This is a genomic window from Microbacterium sp. 1.5R (assembly GCF_007667425.1).
Lineage (GTDB): Bacteria > Actinomycetota > Actinomycetes > Actinomycetales > Microbacteriaceae > Microbacterium.
Window position 1 is genome coordinate 370,186 of sequence record NZ_VDRC01000001.1, and the last position, 14,190, is coordinate 384,375.

Annotated in this window: 9 protein-coding genes; 3 read left to right on the forward strand and 6 right to left on the reverse strand. The window is 69.1% G+C overall.

What is annotated here, in order from left to right; translation table 11 throughout:
• Window positions 1-13 precede the first annotated feature (13 nt).
• Window positions 14-385 carry an Rv2175c family DNA-binding protein gene (locus tag FSY98_RS01860; RefSeq protein WP_396652313.1) on the reverse strand — a complete coding sequence of 124 codons (372 nt, stop codon included), beginning with the start codon at window positions 383-385 and terminating at the stop codon, window positions 14-16.
• A 133-nt stretch (window positions 386-518) separates the two neighbouring features.
• On the opposite strand from FSY98_RS01860, the gene FSY98_RS01865 reads away from it, so the two are divergent.
• On the forward strand, window positions 519-1,712 hold the full coding sequence (locus FSY98_RS01865; RefSeq protein WP_260857215.1) for a LysM peptidoglycan-binding domain-containing protein: 1,194 nt from the start codon (window positions 519-521) through the stop codon (window positions 1,710-1,712).
• A 79-nt stretch (window positions 1,713-1,791) separates the two neighbouring features.
• Window positions 1,792-3,738 carry a Stk1 family PASTA domain-containing Ser/Thr kinase gene (gene pknB / locus FSY98_RS01870; RefSeq protein WP_144873383.1) on the forward strand — a complete coding sequence of 649 codons (1,947 nt, stop codon included), beginning with the start codon at window positions 1,792-1,794 and terminating at the stop codon, window positions 3,736-3,738.
• 78 nt (window positions 3,739-3,816) lie between these two features.
• Here pknB and FSY98_RS01875 read toward each other — a convergent pair whose 3' ends face one another.
• Both FSY98_RS01875 and FSY98_RS01880 read right to left on the reverse strand, forming a co-directional pair.
• Entirely contained in the window at window positions 3,817-5,157 is a 1,341-nt protein-coding gene (locus tag FSY98_RS01875) for a class II 3-deoxy-7-phosphoheptulonate synthase (RefSeq protein WP_144873385.1), read from the reverse strand.
• Between the two features lie 38 nt (window positions 5,158-5,195).
• Window positions 5,196-5,894 (reverse strand): 1-acyl-sn-glycerol-3-phosphate acyltransferase, encoded by a 699-nt coding sequence (locus tag FSY98_RS01880; RefSeq protein WP_144873388.1) that lies wholly within the window; start codon window positions 5,892-5,894, stop codon window positions 5,196-5,198.
• 227 nt (window positions 5,895-6,121) lie between these two features.
• Between FSY98_RS01880 and FSY98_RS01885 the strand changes: the two genes are divergently transcribed.
• Complete coding sequence (locus FSY98_RS01885) at window positions 6,122-7,954, forward strand: long-chain fatty acid--CoA ligase (RefSeq protein WP_144873391.1); 1,833 nt, start codon at window positions 6,122-6,124, stop codon at window positions 7,952-7,954.
• A gap of 89 nt (window positions 7,955-8,043) precedes the next feature.
• On the opposite strand, the gene def is transcribed toward FSY98_RS01885, so the two are convergent.
• From def to FSY98_RS01905, 3 genes are all read right to left on the reverse strand, one after another.
• On the reverse strand, window positions 8,044-8,535 hold the full coding sequence (gene def / locus FSY98_RS01890; protein ID WP_144873394.1) for a peptide deformylase: 492 nt from the start codon (window positions 8,533-8,535) through the stop codon (window positions 8,044-8,046).
• Window positions 8,535-10,685 carry a MinD/ParA family protein gene (locus tag FSY98_RS01895; protein ID WP_260857216.1) on the reverse strand — a complete coding sequence of 717 codons (2,151 nt, stop codon included), beginning with the start codon at window positions 10,683-10,685 and terminating at the stop codon, window positions 8,535-8,537. Before FSY98_RS01895 ends, def begins: the two co-directional genes overlap by 1 nt.
• A gap of 67 nt (window positions 10,686-10,752) precedes the next feature.
• Window positions 10,753-14,160 carry a pyruvate carboxylase gene (locus tag FSY98_RS01905; RefSeq protein ID WP_144873397.1) on the reverse strand — a complete coding sequence of 1,136 codons (3,408 nt, stop codon included), beginning with the start codon at window positions 14,158-14,160 and terminating at the stop codon, window positions 10,753-10,755.
• Window positions 14,161-14,190 lie beyond the last annotated feature (30 nt).

Here is a 14,190-nt window from a genome sequence, read left to right on the forward strand (position 1 = left end):
CGCGACCGGACTGTCAGGCGAGAGTCCGCGCGACGCGGCGCACTTCGCTCTTGTGGCCGGCGAGCAGCGCGGCGATGGGCGCTCGGCCGAGGGTCTCATCGTCGGTGAGCAGCCAGTCGACGACCTCGTCGTCGGCGAACCCGGCGTCCTGCAGGACGATGATGGTGCCGCGCAGTGACGAGAGGGGGGCGCCGTCGACGAGGAAGACGGACGGCACCGCGAAGACGCCCGACCGACGCGACCCGATGAGATAGTGCTCGTCGATGAGGCGGCGGACACGACCGAGGGGCTCTCCGAGCGCCTCGACCAGGTCGGGCATCGTCAGCCAGTCGGTGGGAGTCGATCCGACGTTCTCGGACGGGAGGTTCTCAGACTGCTCAGACACCGTCTCACTATGTCATCTCCCCGACGCGTTCGCACTTCGGGACGCGGTGACCACATTCGTCACATACGTCACTCCTGTTGACATCCGTCTACTTGCGTGTCAGCGTGGGCAGACGCCGAACAAGGGGGAAGCCTTGAGACAGCCACTCGCACGCCGTCGCGCCCGATATCTGCAGATCGGGGTGCCCGCAGCCGTCCTCGGATCCCTCACCGGGCCGCTGGCGGTGGCACCGGCCGTCGCCGACGCCACGCCGTCCGTCGAACGGATGCAGGCCGCGCCCCCCGCCCGGCTCGTCCCCACCGCGACGACCCCGGCCGGTTATGTCGTGCAGCCCGGCGACACCGTCTCGTCCATCGCGAGGCAGTTCGGACTGCGGACGGTCGACGTGCTCGCCTGGAACGGCCTCAGCTGGCGCTCCGTGATCTACCCGGGCCAGTCGCTGACCCTGTCCGGGGCAGCCGCGGCACCCGCGGCTCCGGTCGCGGTCACGACGCCACCCCCGACGGCATCCCACGTCGTCGCCGGCGGCGACACCGTCTTCGGCATCGCCCGCAAGTACGGCACCACGGTGGACGCGGTGCTCGCCGCGAACGGCCTCACGCGGACCTCCGTCATCTACCCGGGGCAGACGCTCTCCGTCTCCGGACCATCCGCGGCCGCGGTTCCCACGACAGCGCCCGCTCCCGCAGCCGCCGCTCCGGCGGCCGCCGCGCAGTCGCATGTCGTCGCCGCCGGGGACACGCTCTTCGGCATCGCGCAGAAGTACGGAACGAGCACGTCGTCGCTCTACGCGCTGAACGGGCTCGCGGCAGGGTCGATCATCTACCCGGGGCAGAGCATCGTCGTGGGCGGTGCGCCCGCGACGGCGCCCCCTGCCGCGCCGGCCCCCTCTCCTGCCGCACCGGCGCAGTCCTTCGCGTCGCTGGATGCGGAGCAGGCCGGCAACGCGGCGCTCATCATCGGCATCGGCAGGCAGCTGGGACTCTCGGACCGCGCGATCGCGATCGGGCTCGCCACCGCGATGGTCGAGTCGAGCATGCGCAATCTCTCATGGGGCGACCGTGACTCGCTCGGTCTCTTCCAGCAGCGCCCGAGCACCGGGTGGGGGCAGCCGGAGCAGATCCTCGATGCCGACCGCAGTACTCGCGTGTTCTTCGGCGGTGCCGGCGATCCCAACGGACCCTCGACGCGCGGACTGCTCGACATCCCCGGCTGGGAGTCGATGGCGTTCACGGATGCGGCTCAGGCCGTGCAGATCTCCGCCTACCCCGAGCGGTACGGACTGTGGGAGACCCAGGCGTACCAGTGGCTGGGCCAGTACGGATGACAGGGTTCCTGGCAAACGCGCAGGCAGCGAGGGCGAGCCGCTCCCGAAGCTTTCAGGCAGTCCTCAATAGAATCTTGACGTGACGACCAATCAGCAGGCCGACCCCCTCATCGGGCGGCTTGTCGACGGTCGGTACCGCGTTCGTGCGCGGATCGCCCGCGGAGGCATGGCCACCGTGTACGTCGCCACCGACCTGCGCCTCGAGCGTCGCATCGCACTCAAGGTCATGCACGCGCACCTCAGCGACGACTCGTCGTTCCAGAGCAGGTTCATCCAGGAGGCGAGGGCGGCCGCCCGCCTCGCCGACCCGCACGTCGTCAACGTCTTCGACCAGGGGCAGGACGGCGAGCTGGCGTACCTCGTGATGGAGTACCTCCCCGGCATCACGCTGCGCGAGCTGCTCCGTGAGCAGAAGCGGCTGACGGTCCCCCAGACCATCACCATCATGGATGCCGTGCTGGCCGGCCTCTCCGCCGCGCACCGCGCAGGCATCGTCCACCGCGACGTGAAGCCCGAGAACGTGCTCCTCGCCGAGGACGGCCGCATCAAGATCGGCGACTTCGGCCTGGCGAGGGCGACGACCGCCAACACGGCCACCGGTCAGCAGTTGCTCGGCACGATCGCATATCTGGCCCCCGAGCTGGTGACCCGCGGCACGGCCGACGCGCGCAGCGACATCTACGCCTTGGGCATCATGCTCTACGAGATGCTGGTCGGCGAGCAGCCCTATAAGGGCGAACAGCCCATGCAGATCGCGTTCCAGCATGCGACCGAGTCGGTGCCGCGTCCGAGCGTGCGCAATCCGGCCGTGCCCGAGCCTCTCGATGAGCTCGTGCTGTGGGCGACCGAGAAGTCACCGGACGAGCGACCGGACGACGCCCAGCAGATGCTGGAACGTCTGCGCGACATCGAGCGCGATCTGGGCATCGCCCCCGCGGTCGCCGCTGCCACCGCCTCGCAGCGCTCCCAGGCCGACTCCGCCGAGCTCACCAAGATCATGCCGAGCACGATGGTGCTCACCGACCCGACAGCGCCGGCCGCGCCGTCGATCGACAACGCGACGCTGCTGCGGCGCCGCTCGTCGCGGCGCCGTGCGCGTGGCGCCCTGCTGCTCACGCTGGTGCTGCTCCTCGCCACGGTCGCGGGCGGTGTCGGCTGGTGGTTCGGCTCGGGGCCGGGATCGCTCGTCGCCGTGCCGGATGTCGCAGGCCTGTCATACGACGAAGCGGCATCCGCTCTCGCAGACGAGGGGTTCGTCCCCGTTCGCAGCGAGGAGAACTCCATCCAGGTCGCGCGAGATGAGACGATCCGCACCGACCCCGAAGACGGCGAGAGACTCGACAAGGGCGCCGAGGTCACGGTGTTCGTCTCGATCGGCCCGGCGAGCCACACAGCCGAGGCGCTGAACGGGAAGACCGAGCAGGAGGCGCGCGACTATCTCGGCGACATCGAGGTCAACGTGACGGAGCAGCCGGTCGTGCTGTTCTCGGACGCGGAGGCCGGACGGGTCATCAACGCCTTCGTGACTCCGCGCGGCGGAGGCGAGGTGTACGGCTGCGGCGATGGCTGCGAGCTGCTCGAAGACGACTCCGTCGAACTGTACGTGTCCGCGGGAGGCTTCCCCGACGTCAGCGGGATGTCGGTCGATCAGGCCACGACGACACTCACCGACAAGCAGCTCCAGGTCTCGCCCGAGATCGTCTACGCCTTCAGCGAGGAGCTGCAGAAGGATCTCGTGATCGGCGTGTCTGACCGCGCGGAGGAGGGCAACTGGCGTCCGGGCGACACGGTCCAGCTCATCGTCTCCAAGGGCCCCGAGCTCTTCCCCGTTCCCGATGTGACGAACAGGACCCTGGTCGAAGCCAAGCGCATCATCGAGAACGCCGGTTTCACCTCGACGTACGCCGCCTGGGGCGACCTGCCCGGTTTCGCGGAGCTGGCGAAGGTCACCGGTCAGGACCCCGGCGCCGACAAGCAGCTCCCCCGCGGCGGCACGGTCAGGCTCTCGATCCAGCTCAGCGGCTGACCGGCATCCACCCCACACGCCGCTCATGATGAAGGCCCTCCCCGATCCCGGGCAGGGCCTTCATCGTCGTTGCCGCCGTCAGCGCTTCTCGAGCTCCTCGGCGACGAGGAAGGCGAGTTCGAGCGACTGCATGTGGTTGAGGCGAGGGTCGCAGAGGCTCTCGTAGCGAGTCGCCAGGGCGGCCTCGTCGATGTGCTCGGAGCCTCCGAGGCACTCGGTGACGTCGTCGCCCGTGAGCTCGACATGGATGCCACCGGGGAAGGTCCCGACCGCGCGGTGCGCTTCGAAGAAGCCACGCACCTCGTCGACCACGTCGTCGAAGCGGCGGGTCTTGTAGCCGTTGGGCGTCGTGATGCCGTTGCCGTGCATGGGGTCCGTGACCCAGAGCGGCTGGGCACCCGAGTCGCGGACCGCCTCGAGCAACGGCGGCAGGGCGTCGCGGATCTTGCCGGCGCCCATGCGCGTGATGAACGTCAGACGTCCGGGCTCCCGGTTCGGGTCGAGCTTGTCGATGAGAGCGAGCGCCGTCTCGGGTGTCGTCGTCGGGCCGAGCTTCACACCGATCGGGTTGCGGATCTTCGAGAAGTAGTCGACGTGCGCTCCGTCGAGCTCGCGAGTGCGCTCGCCGATCCAGAGGAAGTGCGCCGACGTGTTGAACGGGGTGTCAGTGCGGGAGTCGATCCGGGTCATCGGTCGCTCGTAATCCATGAGCAGGCCCTCGTGACCGGTGAAGAACTCGACGCGCTTGAGCTCGTCGAAGTCCGCGCCAGCTGCCTCCATGAAGTCGATGGCACGGTCGATCTCGGCCGCCATCCGCTCGTAGCGCTGGTTGGCCGGGTTCTGTGCGAAGCCCTTGTTCCACGAGTGCACTTCGCGGAGGTCGGCGAAACCACCCTGCGTGAACGCCCGGATGAGGTTCAGAGTGGACGCTGCCGTGTGGTACCCCTGCAGCAGCCGGCCGGGGTCGGCCTGGCGGGAGCCCTCGGTGAAGTCGTAGCCGTTGACGATGTCACCGCGGTACGCGGGCAGCGTGACGTCGCCACGGGTCTCGGTGTCGCTCGAGCGAGGCTTGGCGAACTGCCCGGCCATGCGCCCCATCTTGACGATCGGCATCGACGCGCCGTACGTCAGCACGACCGCCATCTGCAGAACAGTCTTGATGCGGTTGCGGATCTGGTCGGCGGTGGCGCCGGCGAATGTCTCGGCACAGTCGCCGCCCTGCAGCAGGAAGGCCTGCCCGGAGGCGGCGCGTGCGAGCCGATCGCGGAGGTTGTCGACCTCACCGGCGAACACCAGGGGCGGGAGCGCCGCGATCTGAGCGGAGACCTCGGCCACGCGCTCGGCGTCGGGCCACTGAGGCTGCTGCTTGATCGGGAGCGAACGCCACGCGTCGAGCGCGTCGGTGTGGTGCTGGAACATGGCTCCCAGCCTACTGGGCGCGACGAGACGCCGAGGCCTCAGCGCCGTCGTGTGACACGCACCGGCAGGCGGTCCTTCACGGTCGACGCGTACACGTCGTCGTACTCCTGCTCACCGAGCCGCTGCAGGGCCACCATGATCTCGTCTGTGACGGACCGGAGGATGTACCTGTCGTTCTCCATCCCCGCGTAGCGCGAGAAGTCCAGGGGTTCCCCGATGACGATACCGACGCGCACGATCCGCGGCAGACGCTGTCCGATCGGCATCGCTGTGTCCGTGTCGACCATGATCACCGGGATCACCGGCACCTTGGCCTCGAGCGCCATGCGAGCGAGCCCCGTGCGGCCCCGGTAGAGCTTGCCATCAGGGCTGCGCGTGCCCTCCGGGTAGATGCCGAGGAGGTCGCCTCCTCCGAGCACCTGGAGACCGGTGTTGAGCGACGCCTCCGACGCCTTGCCGCCCGAGCGGTCGATCGGTATCTGGCCGGTCGCCTTCATGAAGAACTTCGTGGCCCAGCCCTTGAGGCCGCGCCCGGTGAAGTAGTCGCTCTTGGCGAGGAACGACATCGATCGGTCGATCATGAGCGGCAGGAAGATCGAGTCCGCGAAGGAGAGATGGTTGCTGGCGAGGATGGCGGCGCCGGCGCGCGGCACGTTGCCGCGCCCCACGATCCATGGACGGAACACCGCCTTGACCACGGGGCCGATCACGACGTACTTCATCAGCCAGTAGAACATCGATGTGAAGTCTAGTGCCGTGCGCGCGTTCCACCAGCGAGAGACTCCCCCGTCTCGTCTGCGGCGCGTGCGCGACGGCTGTGCGGCGATTGCCCGACGGCTGCGCGGCGACTGCCAGACGGCTGCGCGGCGACTGCCCGGCGACTCAGTTCCACCAAGCGTGCGACCGGGTCTCATGCCCTAGACTCGGAGGGACACCGTGCCCGACCGGTACCGAAGGAGCTGCCGTGGTCCAGTTTGAAGTCCCCGCCGTCGTCCCCGCCGACCCCGACGCGAACATCTCAGATCTGCTGGTCGAGCGCGTCAAGGCCACCCCCGACCGTGCGCTGTTCGCGGTCCCGGAGAACGGCGGGTGGCGCGACATCTCCGCCTCCGACTTCCAGTCCGCGGTGATCGCACTGGCCAAGGGCTTCGTGGCCGCCGGCATCCAACCGGGCGAGAAGGTGGGCTTCCTCGCGCGCACCACGTACGAGTGGTCGCTCGTCGACTTCGCCCTGTTCTACGCCGGTGCCGTGATGGTGCCGATCTACGAGACGAGCTCCCCCGCCCAGATCCAGTGGATCCTCGAGGACTCGGGCGCCATCGCACTGATCGTAGAGTCGCCGGAGCACTTCGCTCGTGTCGACGAGGTCCGCGGAGACCTGCCACTGCTGCGCGAGATCTGGCAGCTGCACCTCGGCGCGATCGACACGCTCAGCGGGCAGGGTGCGTCCGTGACTGATGAGGAGATCGAGCGACTTCGCAGCATCGCCGTGAGCTCGGACATCGCCACCCTCATCTACACCTCCGGATCCACCGGACGCCCGAAGGGGTGCGTGCTGACGCACAGCAACTTCGTCGAGCTCTCCCGCAACTCCGCCAAGGCGCTCGACGAGGTCGTGCAGACGCCCGGCTCCTCTACCCTGCTGTTCATCACGACGGCGCACGTCTTCGCGCGATTCATCTCGATCCTCAACGTGCACGCCGGAGTCCGCACCGGACACCAGCCGGATACCCGTCAGCTGCTCCCCGCGCTCGGGTCCTTCAAGCCGACCTTCCTCCTCGCCGTCCCCCGCGTGTTCGAGAAGGTCTACAACTCCGCCGAGCAGAAGGCCGAGGCGGGCGGCAAGGGCAAGATCTTCCGCGCCGCGGCAGAGGTCGCCATCGAGCACTCGAAGCTCGTCGAGCAGGGCAAGAGCATCCCGTTCGGCATGCGCCTCAAGTTCGCCCTCTTCAACAAGCTCGTCTACGGGAAGCTCCGCGAGGCGATGGGCGGTCGGGTCGAATACGCGGTCTCCGGATCCGCTCCCCTCGGCTCCCGCCTCGGTCACTTCTTCCACAGCCTCGGCGTCGTCATCCTCGAGGGATACGGCCTCACCGAGACCACTGCACCGGCGACCGTCAACCTGGCCGACAAGTCGAAGATCGGCACGGTGGGCCCCGCCCTTCCGGGTGTCGGCGTCCGCCTCGCCGACGACGGCGAGATCGAGGTGCGCGGCATCAACGTCTTCCGCGAGTACTGGAACAACCCCGAGGCGACGGCCCAGGCCTTCAGCGACGGGGGCTGGTTCCGCACGGGTGACATCGGCAGCTTCGACTCCGAGGGCTTCTTGACCATCACGGGCCGCAAGAAGGAGATCATCGTGACGGCGGGCGGCAAGAACGTCGCCCCGGCCGCGCTCGAAGACCCGATCCGCGCCAACCCGATCATCGGCCAGGTCGTCGTCGTCGGCGACCAGCGCCCCTTCATCTCGGCACTCGTCACGCTGGACCCCGAGATGCTGCCGACCTGGCTCGCGAACAACGGCCTCGACAAAGACATGCCGCTCGCCGAGGCCGCCACGAACGCCGCCGTACGCGCAGAGGTGCAGAGCGCCGTGGATGCCGCGAACACCCGCGTCTCGCGCGCCGAGTCGATCCGTAAGTTCACGATCCTCGACAGTGAATGGACGGAGGCCTCCGGTCACCTGACGCCGAAGCTCTCGATCAAGCGGAACGTCATCATGAACGACTTCGCCGACGAGATCGCCGCGATCTACGACGAGCCGGTCTCGACGACGAACGTCGCCATCGGCGGTTGAGGCCGACCCGGCAGCGAACATGAGAACGCCCCCTTGCGCGACAGGCGCAGGGGGGCGTTCTCGTACCCGCCGAGAGCACGACGGCGACGTCAGAACCAGGCGCTCTCACGCACCTCGCGCATTGCGCGCTTGCGGGTCTCTGCGTCCAATCGGGAGAGGTAGAGCTTACCGTCGAGGTGGTCGGTCTCGTGCTGCAGCGCCTGGGCGAGCAGCCCCTCGCCCTCGAGCACGACCGGCTCGCCGTCGAGATCGATCCCCTCGACCCTTGCCCACGGGTGTCGCAGCGCCTCGTGCCAGAGGCCCGGCACCGACAGGCACCCCTCGCCCGTCGCAACGGGTTCGCCGCGGACCTCGGTGAGCACCGGGTTGATCACGTACCCGATGTCGCCGTCGATGTTGTAGCTGAACGCACGCAGCGCGACCCCGATCTGGGGCGCGGCGACCCCCGCTCGGCCCGGCAACTCGACGGTGTCGACGAGGTCGGCGACGAGCGCGCGGACGCCGTCGTCGATCTCCCCGATCGGAGCGCAGACGGTGCGGAGCACGGGGTCACCGAATACGCGGATCTCACGAACGGTCATCAGGCCACCTTCGCCCGGAGTCCTTCGACGAGCAGCGCCGCGATCTCCCGCGCCGCCTGCCTCGTCGCCGGCTGCAGGTTCGCGAACACGATCGGGCCGCCGCCGGCGATCTGAGCGTCGTACGGCACGCGCACGACCTGCTTCACCCTCGTGCGGAAGTGATTCTCGAGCTCGTCGAGACGCACGAGCGGCGCACCGGGGTGCGACTGGTTGAGCACGACGACTGCATCCCTCGCCTGCTCGGCGTAGCCGTTCGTCTCGAGCCAGGTGAGGGTCTCCGACGCCAGCCGGGCCTCGTCGACGCTGAGCCCTGACACGATGACGATCTGGTCGGCGAGATCGAGCGTCGCCGCCATCACCGAGTGGACGATCCCGGTTCCGGTGTCGGTCAGGACCAGCGAGTAGTAGTGCGCCGCCACCTCGGCGACGTCGCGATAGTCGCTGTCGCTGAACGCCTCCGCGATCCGCGGATCCGAGTCCGACGCGAGCACGTCGAGGCGCGTCGCATCGCGTGAGACGATCGCGGAGATGTCGTGATACCCCTTGATGTCCTCATGGATGCGCACCAGGTCTCGCACCGAGCGATTGTGCTGCGGCCGCACGACACGGTCCGCGAGGGTACCGCGGTCGGGATTCGCGTCGACTGCGATGACGCGGTCGTCGCGGGCGTCGGCGAGCGCCATGCCCAGCAGCGTGGTGAGGGTCGTCTTGCCCACGCCCCCCTTGCGCGACAGGACCGGCACGAAGCGTGCACCACCCGAGAGCGGAGCCGCGATGCGGGTCGTCAGCGCCTTGCGCTCCCGCGCCCGTCGACCGTCGCCGATGTTGATGCGGCGACCGGAGACCGTGTAGAGGAAGTGGCTCCACGCCCCCTCCGGCTCGGGTTTGGCGACCCGGTGCGGATCGAGCAGGCGATCGGCCGTGAGCAGGTCGGCGCTCTCGCGCGACGTGTCGCTCAGGTCATCGAGACGCTTGGCGGTCAACTGCACCTCGGACCGTGCGGCGCGATTCGCCTGGCGCGTCTGTCGGGGCTTCTCGGGCTGCTCCACGGCTACCTCCTGCATCGGGCGGGCCGGCACGGCATCCGTGGAACGCGTGCGCGGGCGCGTGTCGAGATCTGCTCTGGCCTGAGCGACGAACGCCGCGGCAGCGGGCGCATCCGCTTCGTGCTCCGGCACTGGTTCGGATGCCGGTGTCTGTGCTTCGGGAGCCGCGACCGGTAGGTGATCGTCTCGTACAGGTCCGTGATGCTCCGACGCTGCGGATTCGGTGTCCGCCGCGGCGTCGCCGGCCTGCTCGGACTCGATGTTCGCGCCCAGCTCCGATGTCTCCGATGTCTCCTCGGCCCCGGCGACCTCGGCGGTCTCCTCGGCCCCGGCGAACTCGACGGGCTCCGCGGTCACGTCAGCCTCCGGGGCATCGTCGGACTCGGCGCGATCGTCCGCCTCGGCGGTCTCCTCGACCTCACCGGTCTCTTCCACCTCGCCGGTCACGACGGTCTCCGCCGCCGCATCAGCCTCCGGGGCATCGTCGGACTCGGTGAGCCCATCCGCCTCGGCGAACTCCTCGACCTCAGCGATCTCCTCGACCTCGGCGGTCACGACGGGCTCCGTGGCCGCGTCAGCCTCCAGGGCATCGGCGGACTCCGCGATCTCGTCTTCGGCGTCGACCTCGACGTCCGCCTCGGGCTCGATGTCCGCCTCGGACTCGACGTCGACCGTCGACTCCGTGACCGGCTCCGGGTCATCGACGACCTCGTCGTCCTCGATCGCGGCGACCGATTCGTCCACGACCTCGGCCTCCTGCTCGACGTGCGACCCGGCCTTCGCGTCGACCTCCGGTGCCGCGGGCCTCGCGGGCGTCTTCTCCGCGGGCAGCTCGATGATCATCGGGGTCGAGAGCGACACCTCGGAGATCTCGGCTGCCGCCTTCGCGGCAGCGACAGGCTCGTCGATGATGAGGTCGGCGATGACCTCCCCGTCGAGGACGCCGTCGTCTTCCAGGTCGTCGTCGTCGTCCTTCGGCATCTGAACGCTCACCTGAGCGGTATGCCCGAGGATGCCTATCCCCGTGGTGTCCAGGGACGCGGCGTCGTCGAGCACACCGCGGGACTCGTCGTCCGGCTGCTCTGCCAAATTCTTCGGGGTCACGTGGTCGCTCCAAGCTCGGTCGGGCCTCGGGAGCGCTGCAGCGAGCGCGGCCCTCGCCCGCACAAGATTAGTGCGCCGGACGGATCACGACCAAAAGGTCTCCTGCGTCGACCTGCTGCGTCCCTCCGATCGCGAGGCGCTCGACGAGACCGGCGACGGGAGCCGTGATCGCCGCCTCCATCTTCATCGCCTCGATCGACGCGACCGGTTCACCGGCGGATACGGACGTGCCGACCTCGACCTTCAGCGTCACGACGCCCGAGAACGGAGCCGCCACCTGGCCAGGAACCGAGGTGTCCGCCTTCTCGACATCGTGCGCGTCGACCGCCACCGAGCGATCCCGCACGAAGACCGGCCGGAGCTGCCCGTTGAGCGTCGTCATCACGGTGCGGATACCGCGTTCGTCGGCGTCGCCGATCGCCTCCAGCCCCACGTACAGCTGCACGCCGCGATCGATCTCCACGAGGTGCTCCTGCCCCTGCACGAGGCCGTACAGGTAGTCGCTCGTGTCGAGTACCGAGAGGTCGCCGAACAGCTCGCGGGTCTGCGCGAACTCCTGAGACGGAGCGGGGAAGAGCAGCGTGTTGAGTCGCTCACGCCGCTCGCCGCTCTCCCCGCCCAACGCGCGCTCGTCGTCCGCGGAGATGTCGGTGAGCCCCGTCCGGACCGAGCGTCCGGCCAGCACCTTCGAGCGGAACGGCTCCGGCCATCCGCCAGGCAGGTCGCCGAGCTCCCCCGCCATGAAGCCGACGACGGAGTCGGGCACATCGTACTTCTCGGGGTTGGCCTCGAAGTCAGCAGGGTCGGCCTTCACCGCCGCGAGGTGCAGGGCGAGATCACCGACCACCTTCGACGAGGGGGTCACCTTCGGCACACGGCCGAGGATGCGGTCCGCCGCGGCATACATGTCCTCGATGAGCTCGAAGTCGTCGGCGAGCCCGAGCGCCTTGGCCTGCTGGCGGAGGTTCGACAGCTGACCCCCGGGGATCTCGTGGTGGTACACGCGCCCCGTGGGTCCGGGCAGGCCGGACTCGAACGGGGCGTACTGGCGCCTGACGGCCTCCCAGTACGGCTCGAGGTCCGAGACGCCTGCGAGATCGATGCCGCTGTCTCGCTCGGTATGGGCGAGGGCTGCGACGAGTGACGACAGCGAGGGCTGGCTGGTGGTGCCGGAGAGCGGAGCGGATGCCGCGTCGACGGCATCCACTCCCGCGGCGCTCGCGGCTAGCAGGGTCGCGAGCTGTCCGCCCGGTGTGTCGTGGGTGTGCAGGTGCACGGGCTGATCGAAGCGCTCTCGGAGCGCGGTGACGAGCTTCGCGGCGGCGGCGGGCCGCAGAAGCCCCGCCATGTCCTTGATGGCGATGACGTGCGCACCGGCGTCGACGATCTGCTCGGCGAGATGCAGGTAGTAGTCGAGGGTGTAGAGGTCCTCGGCGGGGTTCAGCAGATCGCCGGTGTAGCACAGCGCGACCTCGGCGACCGCGGTGCCCGTGGCGCGCACGGCGTCGATGGCCGGCCGCATCTGGTCGACGTCGTTGAGCGCGTCGAAGATGCGGAAGATGTCGATGCCGCTCGTCGCGGCCTCCTGCACGAACGCCTCGGTGACCGCCGCGGGGTACGGCGTGTACCCGACCGTGTTGCGTCCTCGCAGCAGCATCTGGATGGCGATGTTCGGCAGAGCGGCTCGGAGCTTGTCGAGGCGTTCCCAGGGGTCTTCGCCGAGGAACCGCAGAGCGACGTCGTAGGTCGCCCCTCCCCAGGCCTCCACGGAGAGCAGTCCGGGCGTCAGCCGTGCGAGGTAGGGCGCGGCGGCGGCGAGATCGCGGGTGCGGACCCGGGTCGCGAGCAGCGACTGGTGCGCATCGCGGAACGTCGTATCGGTGACCGCGAGAGCGCTCTGCTCGCGCAGGCCGCGTGCGAATCCCTCCGGTCCGAGCTCGAGCAGCCGCTGCCGGGAACCAGCCGAAGGCTCCGCGGAGAGGTCTATCGCCGGAAGCTTGGCCCGCGGGTCGATCACGCCAGGATGCGCGCCGTGCGGCTTGTTGACCGTGACGTCGACGAGCCAGTTCAGGATCTTCGTGCCGCGGTCCTTCGACGCCCGCCCGCGCAGGAGTTCGGGGCGCTCGTCGATGAACGAGGTGCTGACGTCGCCCGCGATGAACGCCTCGTCGTCGAGCAGGGCCTGCAGGAAGGGGATGTTGGTCGAGACGCCGCGGATGCGGAACTCGGCGAGAGCGCGACGGGCTCTGGCGACCGCCGCCGGGAAGTCCCGTCCGCGGCAGGTCAGCTTCGCGAGCATGGAGTCGAAGTGCGGACTGATCTGCGCCCCCTGGTGCACCGTGCCGCCGTCGAGACGGATGCCGGCGCCGCCCGGTGAACGGTAGGTGGTGATCTTGCCCGTGTCCGGGCGGAAGCCCTGCGTCGGGTCCTCTGTGGTGATGCGGCACTGCAGCGCCGCTCCGCGCAGATGCAGGTCCTTCTGCTGCAGCCCGAGATCGGCAAGACTCTGCCCCGCCGCGATGCGCATCTGGCTCTGCACGAGGTCGACGTCGGTGACCTCTTCGGTGACCGTGTGCTCGACCTGGATGCGGGGGTTCATCTCGATGAAGACGACCTCACCGGTGCGCTCCCCCGCCGTCTCCAGCAGGAACTCCACGGTGCCGGCGTTCTCGTACCCGATCGACCGAGCGAACGCGACGGCGTAGCCGTGCAGGGCGGTGCGCACGTCGTCGTCGAGGTTCGGCGCCGGAGCGATCTCTACGACCTTCTGGTGACGGCGCTGCACCGAGCAGTCGCGTTCGAACAGGTGCACGGTCTCGCCGGTCTTGTCGGCGAGGATCTGCACCTCGATGTGCCGCGGCCTGACGACGGCCTGCTCGAGGAACATCCGAGGGTCGCCGAAAGCGCTCTGCGCCTCGCGCATCGCCTCGGCCAGCGCGGGTGCGAGCTGCCCGGCTGATTCGACGCGACGCATACCCCGACCCCCGCCGCCGGCGACGGCCTTCGCGAAGAGGGGGAATCCGATCCCCTCGGCCTGGGCGACGAGCGCGTCGACATCGTCGGACGCTTCGGTCGACCGCAGCACGGGCACACCCGCCTCGACCGCGTGCCGCTTGGCCTCGACCTTGTTGCCGGCCATCTCCAGCACGGACGCCGGCGGGCCGATGAAGACGATGCCGTTCGCCGCCGCCTTCTCGGCGAGGTCGGGGTTCTCCGAGAGGAAGCCGTATCCGGGGTAGATCGCATCCGCACCGGCCTCCCTGGCGACGCGGATGATCTCGTCGACGTCGAGGTACGCCCGGACCGGATGCCCCCGTTCGCCGATCTCGTAAGCCTCGTCGGCTTTCAGCCTATGGACGGAACCACGGTCCTCATGCGGGAAGACGGCCACCGTCCTCGCTCCGACCTCGACTGCCGCACGGAAGGCACGGATCGCGATCTCGCCGCGGTTCGCCACCAGGATCTTCTGGAACATGCACACCTCTGAGAGCTCGATGCGCGACGC

Bases quoted from the DNA above. Each gene is read 5' to 3' on its own strand.
- FSY98_RS01875 (WP_144873385.1), bottom strand. From the start codon at position 5,157: ATGTTCCAGCACCACACCGACGCGCTCGACGCGTGGCGTTCGCTCCCG.
- FSY98_RS01880 (WP_144873388.1), bottom strand. From the start codon at position 5,894: ATGTTCTACTGGCTGATGAAGTACGTCGTGATCGGCCCCGTGGTCAAG.
- def (WP_144873394.1), bottom strand. From the start codon at position 8,535: ATGACCGTTCGTGAGATCCGCGTATTCGGTGACCCCGTGCTCCGCACC.
- FSY98_RS01905 (WP_144873397.1), bottom strand. From the start codon at position 14,160: ATGTTCCAGAAGATCCTGGTGGCGAACCGCGGCGAGATCGCGATCCGT.